General features: G+C 29.4%; 13 protein-coding genes and 1 pseudogene. 7 read left to right on the top strand and 7 right to left on the bottom strand.

What is annotated here, in order from left to right; all coding sequences use genetic code 11:
- Positions 1-8 precede the first annotated feature (8 nt).
- Positions 9-2276, bottom strand: coding sequence for a transglycosylase domain-containing protein (locus JEY78_RS06030; RefSeq protein WP_291848041.1), 2268 nt, complete (start codon positions 2274-2276; stop codon positions 9-11).
- Positions 2277-2493: 217 nt separating this feature from the next.
- On the opposite strand from JEY78_RS06030, the gene mtgA reads away from it, so the two are divergent.
- Both mtgA and JEY78_RS06020 read left to right on the top strand, forming a co-directional pair.
- On the top strand, positions 2494-3186 hold the full coding sequence (mtgA, locus tag JEY78_RS06025; RefSeq protein WP_291848038.1) for a monofunctional biosynthetic peptidoglycan transglycosylase: 693 nt from the start codon (positions 2494-2496) through the stop codon (positions 3184-3186).
- A gap of 3 nt (positions 3187-3189) precedes the next feature.
- Entirely contained in the window at positions 3190-3921 is a 732-nt protein-coding gene (locus JEY78_RS06020; protein ID WP_291848035.1) for a zinc-dependent peptidase, read from the top strand.
- Here the strand turns inward: JEY78_RS06020 and JEY78_RS06015 are convergent.
- The 3 genes from JEY78_RS06015 to fbp form a co-directional block, all read right to left on the bottom strand.
- Entirely contained in the window at positions 3914-4837 is a 924-nt protein-coding gene (locus tag JEY78_RS06015) for a DMT family transporter (RefSeq protein WP_291848032.1), read from the bottom strand. The two genes, JEY78_RS06020 and JEY78_RS06015, sit on opposite strands and share 8 nt — an antisense overlap.
- Positions 4838-4993: 156 nt before the next feature.
- Complete coding sequence (locus tag JEY78_RS06010) at positions 4994-5602, bottom strand: superoxide dismutase (protein ID WP_291848029.1); 609 nt, start codon at positions 5600-5602, stop codon at positions 4994-4996.
- Positions 5603-5721: 119 nt separating this feature from the next.
- Entirely contained in the window at positions 5722-6744 is a 1023-nt protein-coding gene (gene fbp / locus JEY78_RS06005) for a class 1 fructose-bisphosphatase (protein WP_291848026.1), read from the bottom strand.
- 123 nt (positions 6745-6867) lie between these two features.
- Here fbp and JEY78_RS06000 point away from each other — a divergent pair, with 123 nt between their 5' ends.
- From JEY78_RS06000 to JEY78_RS05990, 3 genes are read left to right on the top strand one after another with little or no spacing between them, the layout of a single operon-like run.
- Positions 6868-7347, top strand: a complete 480-nt coding sequence (locus tag JEY78_RS06000) for a GNAT family N-acetyltransferase (RefSeq protein WP_291848023.1) — start codon at positions 6868-6870, stop codon at positions 7345-7347.
- 11 nt (positions 7348-7358) lie between these two features.
- On the top strand, positions 7359-8606 hold the full coding sequence (locus tag JEY78_RS05995; RefSeq protein WP_291848021.1) for an aspartate kinase: 1248 nt from the start codon (positions 7359-7361) through the stop codon (positions 8604-8606).
- Positions 8607-8643: 37 nt separating this feature from the next.
- Complete coding sequence (locus JEY78_RS05990) at positions 8644-10482, top strand: lysophospholipid acyltransferase family protein (RefSeq protein ID WP_291848019.1); 1839 nt, start codon at positions 8644-8646, stop codon at positions 10480-10482.
- A 2-nt stretch (positions 10483-10484) separates the two neighbouring features.
- On the opposite strand, the gene JEY78_RS05985 is transcribed toward JEY78_RS05990, so the two are convergent.
- The 3 genes and pseudogenes from JEY78_RS05985 to panB all read right to left on the bottom strand — a co-directional run bounded on the left by JEY78_RS05985 (position 10485) and on the right by panB (position 12953).
- A complete protein-coding gene (locus JEY78_RS05985; RefSeq protein WP_291848017.1) occupies positions 10485-10760 on the bottom strand; it encodes a TM2 domain-containing protein in 276 nt (91 codons plus the stop codon).
- Between the two features lie 450 nt (positions 10761-11210).
- Positions 11211-12134: pseudogene (locus tag JEY78_RS05980) on the bottom strand (2-hydroxyacid dehydrogenase); the annotation flags it as partial.
- Positions 12135-12953 carry a 3-methyl-2-oxobutanoate hydroxymethyltransferase gene (panB, locus tag JEY78_RS05975; RefSeq protein ID WP_291848015.1) on the bottom strand — a complete coding sequence of 273 codons (819 nt, stop codon included), beginning with the start codon at positions 12951-12953 and terminating at the stop codon, positions 12135-12137.
- Positions 12954-13116: 163 nt separating this feature from the next.
- Here panB and JEY78_RS05970 point away from each other — a divergent pair, with 163 nt between their 5' ends.
- Together JEY78_RS05970 and JEY78_RS05965 are read left to right on the top strand one after the other, a co-directional pair.
- A complete protein-coding gene (locus JEY78_RS05970; protein ID WP_291848013.1) occupies positions 13117-13914 on the top strand; it encodes a HAMP domain-containing sensor histidine kinase in 798 nt (265 codons plus the stop codon).
- Between the two features lie 90 nt (positions 13915-14004).
- Entirely contained in the window at positions 14005-18414 is a 4410-nt protein-coding gene (locus JEY78_RS05965; protein ID WP_291848011.1) for a PAS domain S-box protein, read from the top strand.
- The last annotated feature ends 28 nt before the right edge of the window (positions 18415-18442 follow it).

The following is an 18442-nucleotide window of genomic DNA, read 5'->3' as shown; positions in this document are numbered from 1 at the left end:
AATTCTTATTAATTTTGTGGTTGAATAGAATCTAACACAATGTTTGATGGATCAATAGTTAAAGAATCAATAACAATATCCAACGTATCTTTTTTAGGTGAAGGAACACCCTTGCGAGATAAACAATCATACAGTTTTAAAACTTCTTTTGATGGCTTTTTAAATTCACCTGTTAAGTAATATTTAAAAGATTGATTATTGTTTAATGATCTTAAAAAGTTACCATTTATTGGTAATGCTGAATGTGAGCCTTGCCCTTTATCCATTGTCCTAAAATGAATGGATGGATTTTCTGCTCCTACCCAAGTTCCAGTTACTAAATTCGATGAAAACGCAAAAAACCATCCATCAGCTTGTGATTGTGATGTACCTGTTTTTCCACCCAAATCGTTGTATAAACCATAGTCATAAACTAAAGATGCGGCAGTTCCATTTTTAATAACTTTACTCAACATTTGTACCATTATCTCACCTGTTTTTTCAGAATAAACGGGTTTTTTGATTTTTTCTTCAAAAAGCGGTAAGTTTTCACCATCACGGCTCACAATTTTAGTTAAAAAAACTTCGTGTACTGGTTTTCCATAATTAGGAAATGTAGTGTACGCCCGTGTCATTTCTAACAGCGATAATTCTGCTGTACCTAGGGATAAAGAACCAATTTCAGGTAGTTTAGTTTCAATACCCATGTTATGTGCTAAATTAATAATGTTTTTTAATCCAGCCTTTTCCATTAATTGTACGGTAACTGTATTTGTGGAATTTGCCAAAGCTCCCCAAACGCTAAATTCACCGCCATAAATCCAATCAGAATTTTTAGGTTCCCAATCTTCATATTGAGGATATTTTATTAAAATATTTGGATACATATCACAAGGAGAAACACCTTTTTCTATTGCAGCCGTGTAAACAAATGGTTTAAATGTACTACCAACTTGTCGTTTTGTTTTTACGTGGTCATATTGAAAATGTTGCTCGTTAATTCCGCCAACATAGGCTTTAATATGACCTGATTGTGGCTCAATAGCTATAAAACCAGCGTGTAAATGTCTTAAATAATGTTTTATAGAATCAAGCGGAGACATTGTTACTTGTTTGTCTCCATCCCAAGTGAAAATTTTCATTGGAATTTCAGTATTAAAATTTGCTCTAATATTGGCTTCAGAAATCCCTTTTTCTTTTAAGCGTTTATATCTACTAGAATTTTTTATAGCATTCTCTAAAACAACCGGAATAGCACTCCAAGGTTCTTCATTTTGCCATTCGTAATTAAACTCTTGTTGTAATTTTTTTACTTGTTTAGAAACAGATTGCTCTGCATATTGTTGCATTTCGTAATTTAAAGTAGTGTAAATTTTCAATCCATCTTTATATAAATCGTAATCTTTACCACTCGGTTTTTTATTTACTTCTAGCCATTTTTTCATTTCAGAACGCACATATTCAGTAAAATATTTTGCTTTTCCAACGTGGCGAACCAGTCTTTTCTCCTTGGTAACTAAAGGTAGATCTGAAATAGAATCTTCTTCTTTTTGTGTTAGAAATTTAGCTTCTTTCATTAAGTTTAAAACAATATTTCTTCTTTTTTTGGAAGCTTCTGGAAATTTCACAGGATTATAGGTGTAACTTGCTTTTAACATTCCAACCAAAACTGCACTTTGTTCAACTGTTAATTTTGAAGTTGTTGTGCTAAAAAAACGTTGTGCTGCACTTTCTAACCCAAAGGCAGATTGTCCGAATGGAACGGTATTAAAATAAAATTCTATAAGTTGTTCTTTAGTGAAATGTTGTTCTAATTTATAAGCAGCAACCATTTCTTCAAGCTTATTAATTGGTGTTGAGAAAAAGCGATGAGATTTTCTTGGAAAGTAATTTTTAACCAATTGTTGCGTAATGGTACTTCCTCCGCCCGAACTTTTATCGCGCATAATTATGGTTTTCACTAAAACACGAAATAAACTTTTTATATCTACACCACTATGTTCAAAAAAACGAGTATCTTCTGTGGCAATTAAGGCATTTACCAAATGTTTTGGAATAGAGTCGTATGGTATATTTAGTCTATTTTCTTTATCAAATCTATACAACAAAATGTTATCTGCAGAATATACTTCTGAAGCTTCCATGTTTTGAAAAAGTTGCACTTCTTTGTTGGTAGGAACTCTTCCAAAATAACCAAAATAAATGGCTATAAAAAAACTTAAAAAAAGAAATGAAAATATGATAAAACCATATTTTACAGCTTTTTTAAAAGTGAAATTCTTAAAATTAAATTTCAAAAGGAATTGTTTAATACTATTCAGAAAATTATTCATTATATGTTAAATAAGAATTGACAAAAGTCTTCTATTTTTTTTAAATTTTAATAAATACATTAGAATTTCTTTACAAAATAGGCTTATTTTTTTAAAATCTAAAATTTTTAAAATCTAAATCACTTAAAAATAAAATTCCAAACAAATCAAAAAATCAATACTTTTACTGAAATTTTGTTGAATGAAAGGTTTTTTTCAAAAAATAAAACGATGGTTTTTTAAAGCAATCATTGTCTTTTTTATCACATCTATACTCGCAGTTATTGTATTTAAATGGGTGCCAGTTCCATTTACACCGTTAATGTTTATTAGAAATATTGAACAATGGTCTCAAGGCAAACCGGCTACACTTACTCATCAATGGGTTTCTATGGATAACATATCTCCAAATTTAGCAAAAGCAGTTGTTGTAAGTGAAGATCAAAAATTTTCGGAGCATTTTGGTTTTGATATGGAAGCAATGGAAAAGGCTTATGAAGGTAATAAAAAAGGGAAAAAAATTAAAGGAGGAAGTACAATTACGCAACAAACTGCAAAAAATGTTTTTCTTTGGCCACAAAGAAGTTATGTAAGAAAAGGTTTTGAACTTTACTTTACTTTTTTAATTGAAGTAATTTGGAGTAAAGAACGCATTTTAGAAGTGTATTTAAATAGTATTGAAATGGGTGATGGCGTTTACGGAGCCGAAGCTGCAGCACAACATTGGTTTAGGAAATCTGCGAAAAAACTATCAACATACGAAGCTGCATCTATTGCCGCTATTTTACCAAATCCTAGAAAATACAAAGCTGTTAGATCTTCTAACTATATTGAGAGAAGAAAAAACTGGATTGTAAGGCAAATGGGTTATTTTGGTCCGTTAAATTTTGAATAATCATTGAGTTTAAAATATAAAGTTTTAGGGTATTTTTTAAAAGAGAAATCAAAAGCCGAAGTTCATTGGGTGTTATTGAAATGGAGTTCTTATTACAAGGATTTATCAACCATAAATCAAGAAATATTTCAAATCAGAACCTTAATATTTATTAAAACTACGCGGTTTTTATCGGATCCCAATTTTTATATAAGCCCAGAAATGAAAATAGTAATTTCAAGTGCATTTACACAAGTTACATTTGGTTTGAAAATTGTTACATTTTCTAAATTTAACACTATTTTTATTGCTCCTTCATCGTACACTTATAAAAGAGTTCATCAGTTTTTTGATGGGGATGTTAATGTGAAAACTAGTCGTGTAAATTTATCTTGGCCTGCGGTGGAGCGAGGTTTTAAAATTTCTGATGATGCTTTAAACTTATGTATTCACGAATTTGGTCATTGTTTAATAATTGAAAATTCCAAAAGAAATTATATTGGAATTTTTAATGAAAATAATTTTAAAAGTTATAGCAATACTGCCAACTATTTTATAGCTCAAATAAGAGCTGCCGAGAATTCTTTTTTACGAAATTATGGAGGCGAAAATTTGATGGAATTTTTTTCGGTATCATTAGAGTCTTTTTTTGAAAAACCTGATGAGTTTAGTCAAAAACTACCAAAATTATATAATTCTTTAGCGCAATTATTAAATCAAGATCCCAGAAAAAAAGAACACCCCAAGCTTAGTTGATAAAAAACAATACAATTCCGCTAAGCGCTATAAATGCTCCAATAACTTCTTTTAAGGTTACTTTTTCTTTATATAATAAAATTGCGGGAGGAATAATTAAAACTGGAATAATAGCCATAATAGTAGATGCAATTCCTACAGTAGTAAATTTAACAGCTAACAATGAAACATAAACACCTAAAAATGGTCCAAAAATAGAGCCAATTACAATAAATTTCATGGAAACAGAATCTGCAACTGCTTGTTTAACTTTAGGCCACCTTTTTATAAGTGAAATTAAAATTATAAAACCAATACATCCTGTAATAATTCTAATTTGAGTGGCTGCAAAAACATTGTAATCTTGCATTCCATATTTACTTAAAACCAATCCTAAAGCTTGCCCAATTGAACCGAAAAATGCAAATAACATGCCTTTTGGAGAAAATGAAAATTGGATTTTTTTGTTTTTTATTCCTGCTTTTTCATCATCTAATTTCTTTTTTTCAGTAATAACCATCATTATACCAAAAATGGTTATAAACATTGCGAAAATGGATAATAAGTTCATTGTTTCACCTAATAAAAACCAACTAATAATAGCAGCTATTGGTGCGCTTAAAGACATGATTAGCATGGAGATTCTGGCACTTATTAACTCATACGATTTAAATAGAAAGTAATCTCCAAAAACAAAACCAATTAATCCGGAAATAGACATCCATATCCATTGATGAGTACCTGCATCAAAAGGTAAAAATAAACCTCTAGTAAAATAGGATATAATACCGTAAATGAAAAATGCAATAATTAAACGTAAAACGTTAACGGATAATGATCCAGCTCTTCTTGTTGCTTGTTGAAAGGATAAACTAGTGGTTGTCCAAAAAACGGCGGTTAATAAAGCGAATAGTTCCCCTAAATGAGATGTTAACATAAGTATCAACAATAAAATTTAAGGAGCTAATGTACTTAAAACTTACTAAGTTTATGTGCAATAATAAACTTATTTAAAGCTGTTTAAAAAGCAAATAATTGAGATAAAAAAAGTCCGCAATTGCGGACTTTTTTATTTTAGTTAGTGGTAAATAAATTATTTACTTTCAGCGTAACGTCTTTCAACTTCGTTCCAGTTAATAACATTAAAAAATGCATTAATATAGTCTGGTCTTCTGTTTTGATAATGCAAATAGTATGCGTGTTCCCAAACATCTAATCCTAAAATTGGTGTTCCTCCACAAGTAACACCTGGCATTAATGGATTGTCTTGGTTTGGAGTTGAGCAAACTTCAACTTTTCCTCCTTTATGTACACAAAGCCAAGCCCATCCAGATCCAAATCTAGTTGCAGCAGCTTTTGCAAATACATCTTTAAAGGCATCAACAGAACCGTAAGCAGCTATAATAGCATCTTTTAATTCTCCTGATAAATATCCCTTTCCTTCTGGTTTCATAACATCCCAAAATAATGAGTGATTATAAAAACCACCACCATTATTTCTAACAGCAGCATTATTCATATCTAAATCAGCTAAAATAACTTCAATAGATTTTCCTTCTAAAGCTGTTCCAGCAATAGCATTATTTAGGTTGTTTGTATATCCTGCATGATGTTTTGTATGGTGTATTTCCATAGTTCTTGCATCAATATGTGGTTCTAGTGCATCGTAAGCGTACGGTAATTTTGGTAATTCAAAAGCCATAATTGTATTTTTTAGTTCAACATTTATTGTAATCAAAGGTAATGAACGGTTTTCATTCTAAAAAATCTTAGAATTGATTGTTCTTATAGTACTATTGTTTTAAGTTATTAAATTTAAAACTAATAATTGGCATTTTCAGGATATTTAGCCATAAACTCGCCAGCTTTATCAACCATATTAGTGCTTCCGCAAAAGAAAGGAACACGTTGATGAAGTTCGGTTGGTTTAATTTCTAAAATATTTTTATATCCATCAGTTGCTTTTCCATTTGCTTGTTCAGCTAAAAATGCCATTGGATTACATTCATATAATAAACGTAATTTACCTTTTGGACCAATGGAACTTGTCGGGTAAATATAAATTCCACCTTTAATCATGTTTCTATGAAAATCTGAAACTAATGATCCAATATAACGTGATGTATAAGGTCTGTCATCTTTTTCTTCCTGACAATATTTTAAATAATCTTTAACTCCTTGTGGAAAGTGTACGTAGTTACCTTCATTTATAGAGTATATTTTACCATCTTTAGGAAAACTCATATTTGGATGTGATAAATAAAAGGAGCCAATTGCAGGGTTTAAAGTAAATCCGTTTACTCCGTGGCCCGATGTATACACCAACATTGTTGAAGTTCCGTAAACTACATAACCTGCTGCAACTTGTTGGTTTCCCCTTTGTAAGAAATCAATTTGTTCAACTGGAGCGCCAATTGGAGTAATTCTTCTATAAATAGAAAAAATTGTACCTACGGAAACATTTACATCAATATTTGAAGATCCATCTAATGGATCAATAAGCATTACATATTTGTTTTCATTAGTACCGTGTTTTCCTTTAATTGTTACATAATTATCTTCTTCTTCACTGGCAATTCCACAAACAATTTCTCTATTTATAAGTGTTTGCATAAAAACATTGTTCGCGTAAACATCTAATTTTTGCTGATCTTCACCTTGAATATTAGTATCTCCCGCTGCTCCTAAAATATCTACTAAACCAGCCTTGTTAACTTTATAATTTACAATTTTAGCTGCTAATTTGATGGAGCTCAACAATCTAGAAAATTCTCCAGAAGTGTATTTGTAGTGTTTTTGATTTTCAATAATAAATTCTCCTAAGGTAAGATTGTCGTTTTTCATATTAAAAGTTGAATTGTTTTTTACAAATATCGAGATTTTTTTTTTTAATAATGAAGAGATTGTAAGATACTTTGTGTTCAAATTTTTTACTTTAGCAACACTAATTAAATATTTTTATTTACAATGAGTTTTACTATTCGAGAAGCAATTAAAGAGGATATGTCTGAAGTGTTAAGTTTAATTAAAGAATTAGCACATTTTGAAAAGGAAACCGAGGCTGTTGAAGTTACGGTTGAAGATTTAGAAAACGATGGTTTTGGGAAAATACCTTTATTCAATTGTTTTGTTGCTGAAATTGACTCAAAAATTGTTGGAATGGCATTATTTTATTCAAGATATTCCACTTGGAAAGGGCCAACAATTCATTTAGAAGATTTAATAGTTACCGAAAAGAAAAGAGGACTTAAAATTGGAAGTGCTTTATATACCAAAGTAATTGAATTTGGTTACAACAAGGGTGTAAGAAGAATTGAATGGGCTGTGCTAGACTGGAACAAGCCAGCAATTGATTTTTATGAAAAAACGGGCGCGCGTGTTTTACGAGATTGGGATACGGTACACATTGAAAATGAAGCAATTGAAAATTATATAAACAGTTTGTAAAATTAGTAAACATGAAAATTTTTAAATTTGGAGGAGCATCAGTTAAAGATGCAGAAAGTATAAAAAATGTTGTACGAGTTTTACAACATGAAGGATTTGAAAATACTTTAATTGTAATTTCTGCAATGGGAAAAATGACCAATGCATTTGAAGAAATTATACATTCGTATCATACTAAGAAGGACGATTTATCTCAAAAAATTGAATTTGTAAGAACGTATCACTTTAATATTATTGACAATTTATTTACAAATAATAAGGCAACAATTATTTTAGAAATTGAACAGTTTTTTGGTCAGTTAAGTGGATTTTTAATTAAAAATAAAATTAAAGATTACAACTTTATTTACGATCAAATTATTGGTTTTGGAGAATTACTTTCTACAAAAATTGTCAGTATTTATTTAAATGAAATTGGGATTGTAAATAGTTGGATTGATGTTCGGAATTATATAAAAACAGATGATAATTATCGCGATGCTTATGTGAATTGGGAAAGTACGTTGCAAAATATTTCAACGTTAAATCCAAATAATTTATACATAACACAAGGGTTTTTAGGAAGAACGCCTCAAGGAAACACAACATCTTTAGGAAGAGAAGGGTCAGATTATTCAGCTGCAATTTTTGCCTACTGTTTAAATGCAGATAGTTTAACAATTTGGAAAGATGTGGATGGAGTTTTAAATGCAGATCCGAGGTTTTTTAATAACGCTCAACTATTGCAACAAATATCTTATGGGGAAGCTATTGAAATGGCATTTTATGGTGCTTCAGTAATTCATCCAAAAACTTTGAAACCATTAGAAAATAAAAATATACCGTTATTTGTTCGTTCTTTTTTCGATTTAGAGTCAAAAGGAACTATTGTAGGAAAAGGACATCATTTATTGCCAGAAATTCCTTGTTTCATTTTAAAGCAACAACAAATATTGGTGTCCATTGCAGCGCTGGATTTTTCGTTTATGGTAGAATATAATTTAAGTGATATTTTTAAAATTTTACATAATTATAAATTAAAGGTAAACTTAATTCAAAATTCAGCATTAAGTTTTTCAGTGTGTATTGAAGATAAGTTTAATAATTTCCAACAATTTTTATCAGAAATAAATCAAAAATATAAAGTAACATATTCCGAAAATGTTTCGTTATATACCGTAAGACACGCAAATGAAGAGGCTGTAAATACAATTGAGGAAAAAGGGGAAATATTATTAAAACAAGCTACAAAAGGCACTGTTCAACTTGTATTGAAATAAATTTATGTATTTTTGTAGCTACGTTAATTTTATATAAATGAGTTTAGTATCTGCTAAAGAAGTTGCAAAGGCTGTAAACCTTGATAAATATGGATTTATAGGGACATTTTTTGGCTGGGTGCTTATGAAAGTGCTTAGAATTTCTGCGATAAATAGAATTTATAGCAAGCATAAACATTTAAAAGATTTAGAATTTTTCACGGCTCTTTTAGATGATTTAGAAATAAAGTTTGAAATTCCTGAAGAAGATTTAAGGAGAATCCCAAAAGAAGGAGCCTTTATTACTGTTTCTAATCATCCACTAGGTGGAATTGACGGAATTTTATTACTTAAATTATTAATTGAAAAACGTCCTGATTATAAAATAATAGCCAATTTTTTATTGCATAGAATTGAACCTATGAAACCGTTTATAATGCCTGTAAATCCTTTTGAAGATAGAAAGGAGGCGCAATCAAGTGTTTCTGGTTTAAAAAATGCTTTAGCTCATGTAAAAGCTGGAAACCCACTAGGAGTCTTCCCTGCCGGTGAAGTGTCTACTTATAAAGATGGAAAACTAATTGTTGATAGACCTTGGGAAGAAGGTGCCATTAAATTAATTCAAAAAGCCAACGTACCTGTAATTCCAATATATTTTCATGCTAGAAATAGCAGGTTGTTTTATTTGTTATCAAAATTAAATCCAACCTTTCGTACAGCTAAATTACCTTCAGAACTATTATCTCAAAAAGGTAGAGTTATTAAAGTTAGGATTGGGAAAGCAATTTCGGTTGCAGATCAAGAAGAGTATAAAAGCACTCACGATTTTTGCGATTTTATTCGTAGGAAAACATATATGTTAGCAAATCCTTATCAAAAGGAATCAAAACCGCTAACTACTGCAGCACTTAAATTACCAAAAGCTCCAAAAGAAATTGTTGGGCAAAGAGACACGGATAAGATGATTTCTGAGGTTGATGCATTAAGAGAAAATGGTGGGCGATTGCTAAAGAGTAAGAATTACGAAGTGTTTTTTGCACAAAGAAAAGATATACCAAATTTAATTTTTGAAATTGGTCGTTTGCGTGAAATTACTTTTAGAGAGGTTGGAGAAGGAACTAATGAAGCTATAGATTTAGACAGTTTTGATAGTTATTATCATCATTTATTTTTATGGGACGATGAAGCAAAAGCTTTAGCTGGTGCTTATAGAATGGGATTGGGAAAAGATATTTACGCCAAGTATGGTATTCACGGTTTTTACGTGCAAACCTTATTTAAGTTTGAGCCCGAATTATATTCCATGATGGAATATTCTATTGAAATGGGGCGTGCTTTTATAATAAAAGAATACCAACAAAAGCCAATGCCTTTATTTTTACTTTGGAAAGGTATTGTACACGTTACATTGCGATATCCAGAATATAAATATTTAATTGGCGGAGTTAGTATTAGCAATCAGTTCTCTAATTTTTCAAAATCGTTAATGATTGAGTTTATGAAATCTCATTATTACGATCCATACATTGCGCAATATATTCATCCTAAAAAAGAATATAAAGTAAAACTAAAAGATGCCGATAAAGATTTTGTTTTTGATGCTACGCAGGCAGATATGAATAAATTTGATAAGGTTATTGATGAAATTGAACCTGGAGCATTGCGTATTCCTGTATTAATTAAAAAATACGTAAAACAAAATGCACGATTAGTGGCGTTTAATGTTGACCCGTTGTTTAATAATTCTGTTGATGGATTAATGTATATCAGAATTTCTGAAATACCAGAAAGCACTGTAAAACCTGTTATGGAAGAATTTCAGGCAGAGTTAGAAAGCCGTTTGGAAAATGAAAACAATGAAGCTGAAACTCCTAATGAAACTTCAGCTTCAGAATAAATTTAAAACCAGCCTTTTTTATTGGTTTGGTACATATAAATAAATTCCTCATCAGATTTTGTTAGGTAAATTATTCCTTCAATAAAACCAATTATTCCTAATGTTCCGCAGCTGAATACCGATATTATAAGTTGAATAATACCTTCTTTTGTGTATCCCAGTACAAATTTATGAACACCTAAGGTACCAAGTAAAATAGCTAAAATTCCCGCCAATACTCTTTTACTTTCTTCACTGCTTTTTGGAATTACGTTTCCTTTTTCATCAATTACATCCATTTTTTATTGTTTTAATTAATTTTTTTATAAAAAAGCACTATCAATTGGCTCCCAAAGTTCAATTTTATTACCTTCAGGGTCTAAAATCCAACCAAATTTACCGTATTCGTATGCTTCCATTTCTCCAACAATGGTGACGCCTTCATTTTTTAATTGCACTAATAAATCTACTAAATTTTCAACTCTATAGTTAAACATAAAGTCTTTTTTTGAAGGAGAAAAATAAGTGGTGTCACTTTTAAAAGGACTCCATTGCGTACTTGCGGGTTTGTTATTGTTGTTTTTCCACCAAAAAGTACATCCGTAATCATCTACATTAAAGTCTAAATGTTTTTTATACCATTCTTTTAATTCAGTTGGATTTTCGGTTTTAAAAAATAATCCACCAATTCCGGTAACTCTTTTAGTTGTTGTTTTTTCTTCAATACTATTTTCTTCAAAAAAAGTAGTTTGCACTTTATCAACAATTACTTGGGCTAATTTAACTTTAGATTCCACTGTCCAACCAGCAATATGTGGCGATAATAATACATTATCAGCTTTTATTAAATAGCTGAACGCTTCCGGTAAAATATCGTTTTCAAATAAATTTTCAAAAGATAATTTTTCGTATTCCAACACATCTAAACAAGCGCCTAACACTTTTTTATTTATAAGTGCTTCAACTAAGTCATTTGTTACAACGGCAGATCCTCTAGCAGTGTTTATTAAATAAAATGGTTTTTTGAATTTTGAAATAAAACTAGTATTTACCATTTTATAAGATAATTCATTAAATGGTGTGTGCAAACTTAAAACAGTTGCTTTCTCTTGTAATTCAGTCAATGTTACTTGTTTGCAATTTTCATCACCAACACCTTCTTTTATATCATAACAAATAACTTCAACATCAAAACCTTTTAGTTTTTTGGCAAAGGCTTTTCCCATGTTTCCGTAACCTATAATTCCAACTGTTTTGCCTTCTAGTTCAATTCCTCTGTTTGCTTCACGTAACCATTTCCCTTGACGGATTTCTAAATCGGCTTTTTTAATATTGTTGAATAAAGATAAAATCATTCCAAGTGCGTGTTCTCCAACAGCATTTCTATTTCCTTCTGGAGATGAAATTAAATGAATTCCTTTTGTTTTGGCATAATCAACATCAATACTTTCAATCCCTGCACCAACACGAGCAATAAATTTAAGGTTGGTGGCTTTATTTATAAAATGTTGATCTATATCAAATCTACTTCTTATTACAATACCGTTATAATTGCTTATTTTTTCTTCAATTTTTTCTTTTGAAGAAGTATAATCTTCGTCACAAATACAGCCTAATTTTTCTAAACCAGCTTTTAAAATACTATGATTGGTATCTATAAGAAGTATTTTCATTTAATATTGTTCATTATCGTTAGGGAAATCACTGCTTTTTACATCGGTAACGTAATTTTCAAAGGCTGTTGTCATTTCAGAATATAAATCTAAATAACGACGTAAAAAACGTGGGTGAAATTCATGTGTCATTCCCAACATATCGTGTGTTACTAATACTTGACCGTCAACACCATTTCCTGCGCCAATTCCAATTACAGGAATTGAAATACTTTCTGCAACTTCTTTGGCTAATTTTGCTGGAACTTTTTCTAATACTATTGCAAAACAACCTAATTCTTCTAATAACAAAGCGTCTTCTTTTAATTTTTCAGCTTCTTCTTCTTCTTTTGCTCTTACTGTATAAGATCCAAATTTATAAATAGATTGTGGTGTTAAACCTAAATGTCCCATTATAGGAATTCCGGCTGTTAAAATACGAGAAATAGATTCTCTAATTTCGTTTCCACCTTCTAGTTTCACTGCGTGTCCACCAGATTCTTTCATAATTCTTATGGCAGAATCAAGCGCACTACGTGAGTTTCCTTGATAGCTTCCAAAAGGTAAATCTACCACTACCAAACAGCGGTCAATAGCTCTAATTACAGAGCTTGCGTGGTAAATCATTTGATCTAAAGTAATTGGTAAAGTTGTTTCATGACCAGCCATTACATTTGAAGCAGAATCACCAACCAAAAGAATATCTACACCAGCATTGTCTAAAATTTTTGCCATGGTGTAATCATAGGCTGTTAGCATGGCAATTTTTTCACCATTTTTTTTCATTTCCACCAAACTTTTGGTAGTAATTCTCTTATAGTCTTTTTTTGCAGTCGACATTTTTTGTGTATTATTATAAGTAACGGTAAAAGTAATGAAAAAACATTGCTATAAAAAGAATGTTCAATTTATAGGTTTTGATGCGCTAGAATTATAATATTTATATAAAAATTTGAATTATTACTGTAATACATTTAAATTTACCGTAAAAAGATATGTTATTTTGAAAAAAGAGATTAAAGAGTTGCAATATTACACGGATGAACTAGAAGAAAAAATTATTGAATTAAGCCTAAAACTAAAGAATAAAAACAACGAATTAAACGAGGTAGTTGACCTAAATAATTTAATTTTTAAAAAGCTTATTCATAATTTAAAAAATCCAGTTGGTGTGTCGTTCTCATTTTCAGAAATGATTTTGGAAGGATTACCAAATTACAACCCAGATAAACTAAAAAGTCATATTGAAATTATTAAAAATTCGGCCGAGTTTTCTTTGAATTTTTTGAATAAACTGGCGGAATATGCGAGATATCAACAACCTGATTTAAAGTTTACTTTTTTAGCATATAATTTTAATAATTTTATAAATGCTGTAATTGAAAAAGCAGAAGTTTTAGCCAATAAAAAAAGCATTCGTATAAAAAAGCATATACCATTAGCTGTTATTGAATTTAAGTTTGATAAGAATGAACTTGAAATTGCAATTTTAAATATATTGAATAATGCGATTCGCTATTCAAAAGAAAATACAGAAATTGAAGTTGAGATAGTTCATGAAAACCCTAATTTAATTATTAGCATATCGGATAATGGCATTGGGCTTGAAGAAAAGGATTTGTCGTTTATTTTTAATGAGTTTAGCGTTGTTAATACCTATTCAGAAGATAAAGTAAAATGTATTGGTTTAGGCTTGCCAATTGCACAAAAAATTGTAAAAAAACATGAAGGAAAAATTTCTGTAAAAAGTGAAATTTTAAAAGGTTCTTCATTTACAATTTCCCTACCAACAAATAATTAGGAATTTTAATCCTAAACTTTAAGTTTTTCAACAAGTAAAATCCTACAAATATTTAGTATATTTATAATTTAAACCCCATAAATTAATAAAATGAAGGAAAGAATTATTACTAATGGTTCGAATGATGAGAGTTTAAACTTTAATTATTTTAATTTTTTTGAATATGCTCCAATTGCATTGTGGATTGAAGATTTTTCAAAAGCTAAATTATTTATTGAAAATAAACTGAAGGAACATAATACTAATTTAATAGACTTATTAAACAAAAACCCTCACCTTATACCAGAATTAGCTTCACTAGTTACTATTAAAGATGTAAATAAAACTGCCGTACAACTCTATAAAGCCAAAAGTAAAAAAGACTTATTAAATAATTTAAACATTGTTTTTACCGAAAAATCTAATGCAGGATTTGCAAAATTAATTGTAGATGTTTTGTTAGGTAGAACGGAAACGGAATTAGAAACGGTAAACAAAACAATTGAGGGTGAAGAATTTGATATTTTAATAAGATTTAAAGTAGCAAATGACAGTATAGCATCTCTTGAAAATGTAGTGATATCTATTGAAAACATTACTGAAAAGGTAAAAATTAGAAATAAATTAAAGGAAAGCGAAAGTCGCTACAAACAATCTCAGTCCATTGCAAAATTAGGAAGTTGGTTTTATAATTTTAAAACAAATGAAACTCATTGGTCTGATGAAGCTTTTAATATGGTTGAAATTGAACCACAATCAATTGAGCCTTCTTTATCGTTTTTTGAATCATTTATACATGAAGATGATAGAGCGGTGGTTTGTAATTTTTCGTTAGAACATTTATTAAAAAACACCAATCAGCAGTTAAATTATAGAATTATTACAAGCAACAATAAGTTAAAATATTTAACCGAAAAAAGAAGTGTTATTGTTGAGGATGGTAAAATTGTTAAAATAATTGGAATTGCGCAAGATGTTACAGAAAGTGTTTTAGCAGAACATGAAATTAATTTAACAAAAGACTTGTTGTCAGATACTATTTCAAGTATAAAAGAAGGATTTATACTTTTAGATTCAAATGCCAATTATGTTTATTTAAACCAAAGAGCAGCAGATTTATTAGGTAGGAGTGTAGATTATTTGTTGGGTAAAAATATTTGGATAGAGTATCCAGAAAAAGAAGGTGACATATTTTATGATAATTTTCAAATTGCAATAAAAACAAACAAACCAATTAGTTTTGAAAACTATTTTAAACCTTGGAATAGATGGTTTGAAAATAGAATTATACCTTCAAAAAAGGGTTTGATGGTGTTTTTTCATGAAATAACCGAAAAAAAACATAATGAAAACATAATTAGGGAAGCGTATAATATTATAAATAAAAGTTCTTCCGTTGCTATTCTATGTAAGAATGAAAGAGATTTTCCAGTTGTTTTTGCCTCAGAAAATGCCGAAAAATTATTTGGGTATAGTCAAGAAGATTTTTTAAATGGAAGTGTAAAAATACATGACACAGTATTCCCTGAAGATTTAAGTTATATACGAAACGAAATTTTTAAACTAATAAAAAGTAATTTAATAACTATAAAGCCTAAACCTTTTAGAGTTTATACAAAAGATAAAACTATAAAGTGGATTAAACCTAATATTGATGTTATTAGAAATGAACAGAATGAAATAACTCATATTCAAGGGATAGTTGAAGATTATACGGAGCAAAAAAACACCGAAGATTTATTTTTTAAAAGTAACCAACAATTAAAAGAGCAATTTAATAATACTCCATTAGCATCTATAATTTGGGATTATAATTTTAATGTTTTAGAGTGGAATTCATCTGCGGAGAGAATATTTGGCTATACAGCAGCTGAAGCAATTGGAAAGCATGTGAATGAGTTATTGTTATTAAAAGACACATTTACCAAAGTAGAAGCTATTTGGGAAAATTTAATAAATGACAAAGGAGGTTATAGAAGTACCAATAAAAATAAAACCAAAAACGGTAAAATAATTATTTGCGATTGGTATAATGTAACACTAAAAGACTCTTATGGTAATATTACAGGTATTGCATCTTTAGCCGAAGATGTTACTGAACGAAAAAAAACTGAAGAATTACTTTTTGAAAGTAGTCAACGATTAAAACACTTATTCAATAATACTCCTTTGGCATCCATAATTTGGGATTTAGATTTTAATATTATTGAATGGAATGATGCAGCAGAACGTATTTTTGGATATTCTTCAGCAGAGGTAAAAGGGAAATCTAATAAAGATTTACTAACGCCACCGCATTTGTTAAATGAAATGAAAACTATAAGAGAAACCTCATTAATTGAAAGTGATAGATTCAGGCATACAAACCAAAATATTACAAAAAGCGGTAAAATAATAACTTGCGATTGGTATAGCGTTACTCTTAAAGATGCTAAAAACAACACAATTGGAGTTGCCTGTATGGTTGATGACATTACAGAGCGGGTAAAAGCTAAAAAACTTCTTGAAAAGTCTGAAAAAAAGTATAAAGATATTTTTGAAAAATCAGTAGACTCCGTAATGGTGCTTAAAAACGGATTATTTTCAGATTGTAATGAGGCAACCTTAAAAATGTTTGGTTTTAAAAATAAAGAAGATTTATTAAAGTTACATCCATCAGAACTATCGCCTGAATTTCAAAAGGACGAAAGAAACTCATTTATTAAAGCTGAAAAAGTAATAAGTATAGCCGTTGAAAAAGGTTTTAATAGATTTAAATGGTATCATAAACGTAAAAACGGTGAGGTTTTTCCGGCGGAAGTAACCTTAACAAAAATAGAAGATATTGATAATTCAACAACTATACATGCCGTAGTAATAGATATTTCAGATAGAGTAAAGAAAGAGGAACTTGAAAATGTATTATATAATATTTCCAAAGGAGCATCTGCAATAGATGATTTTAATGAATTTAGTTTATTTATTAAAGAAGAACTTCATAAAATTATTGACACTAGCAATTTTTATATAGCGCTTTATGAAGAAAGTACAGATATGATAAAAATGCCAGTAATGGTTGATGAAAAGGAAGACTTAATTGAGTTTCCTGCTGAAAAAAGTTTAACAGGTTATGTAATAAAATCTGGAAAACCGTTAATGGTTTCTAACCAACAACATAAACAACTTATAGATCTTGGAATAGTAGATTTAGTGGGTGAGGAAGCCGAAATTTGGGTTGGAGTACCTCTAAAAATTCAAGATAAAATTATTGGCGCTATAGCTGTTCAAAGTTACAGTAATATTAATGCATACCATCAAGATGATTTACAATTACTGGAATTTGTTGCTGATCAAATAAGTATAACTATACAAAGAAAAAACAGTGAAGACGAACTTAAAAAAGCATTGATAAAGGCCCAAGAATCTGATAAGCTGAAATCTTCTTTTTTAGCCAATATGAGTCATGAAATTAGAACACCAATGAATGGTATTATTGGGTTTTCAGAATTATTTTTAAATCCGGAGTTATCAAATTTTGATAGAAAAAAATATGCTAATATAGTAGTAAATAGTAGTAAGCGGTTACTTGCTATTGTAAATGATATATTAGATATTTCTAAAATTGAGGCAGGTGTAGTAAAATTAAATTATCAAAGTACAAATATTAACCATTTAATTGATGATTTACATGAGTTTTACAAGCAAATTGCAAAGGATCATAACTTAAATTTAAAAGTTAGCAAAGGTTTAGATAGTGCAAAAAGTTTTATTGAAATAGATGGTCCAAAATTGAATCAAATATTAACAAATTTATTGTCAAATTCTTTTAAATTTACGGAAGAAGGTGGTGTTGAATTTGGATATGAATTAAAAGATAATGAAACTTTATTGTTTTATGTAAAAGATACTGGAGTTGGTATAGATAAAGAATTGCATTCTGTAATTTTTGACAGATTTATGCAAGCAAACTTAAATTTAAGTAAACAAAGTAAAGGGACAGGATTAGGTTTAGCGATATCTAAAAAATTTGTTGAATTATTTGGTGGACAAATTTGGATAGACTCTAACAAAAAAGGAACATCAATTTATTTTACAATTCCTTATTTAAAATCTAAGGCAAAGCCAATAATATCAGTTGTAGAACAAAAAACCACACAAATACCAATCGAAAATATGGAACTTACAATTCTAATAGCAGAGGATGAGGAATATAATATGCTTTATATGAATGAGCTTTTTTCTAACTCAAAAATAAATATTCTTGAGGCATTTAATGGTCAGGAAGCTGTTGATTTGGCAAAATCTAATAAAGATATTGGGCTGATTTTTATGGACATAAAAATGCCAATTATGAATGGTATTGAAGCTATGCATGAAATAAAAAAATTCAATCCAAATATACCAATTATCGCACTTTCTGCTTTTGCAATGGAATCAGATAAAGAAACGGCCTTAAAAAACGGATTTGATGAGTATTTATCTAAACCAATAGACAGAAAAAAATTATTTGCACTTTTAAGCACTTACGCATCAAAATTATAATTAATAAATAGTTCAATCTATAAATTAT

This window comes from Lutibacter sp. (assembly GCF_016342705.1).
Taxonomy (GTDB): domain Bacteria; phylum Bacteroidota; class Bacteroidia; order Flavobacteriales; family Flavobacteriaceae; genus Lutibacter.
This window is presented reverse-complemented; position numbering and strand designations above follow the sequence as displayed.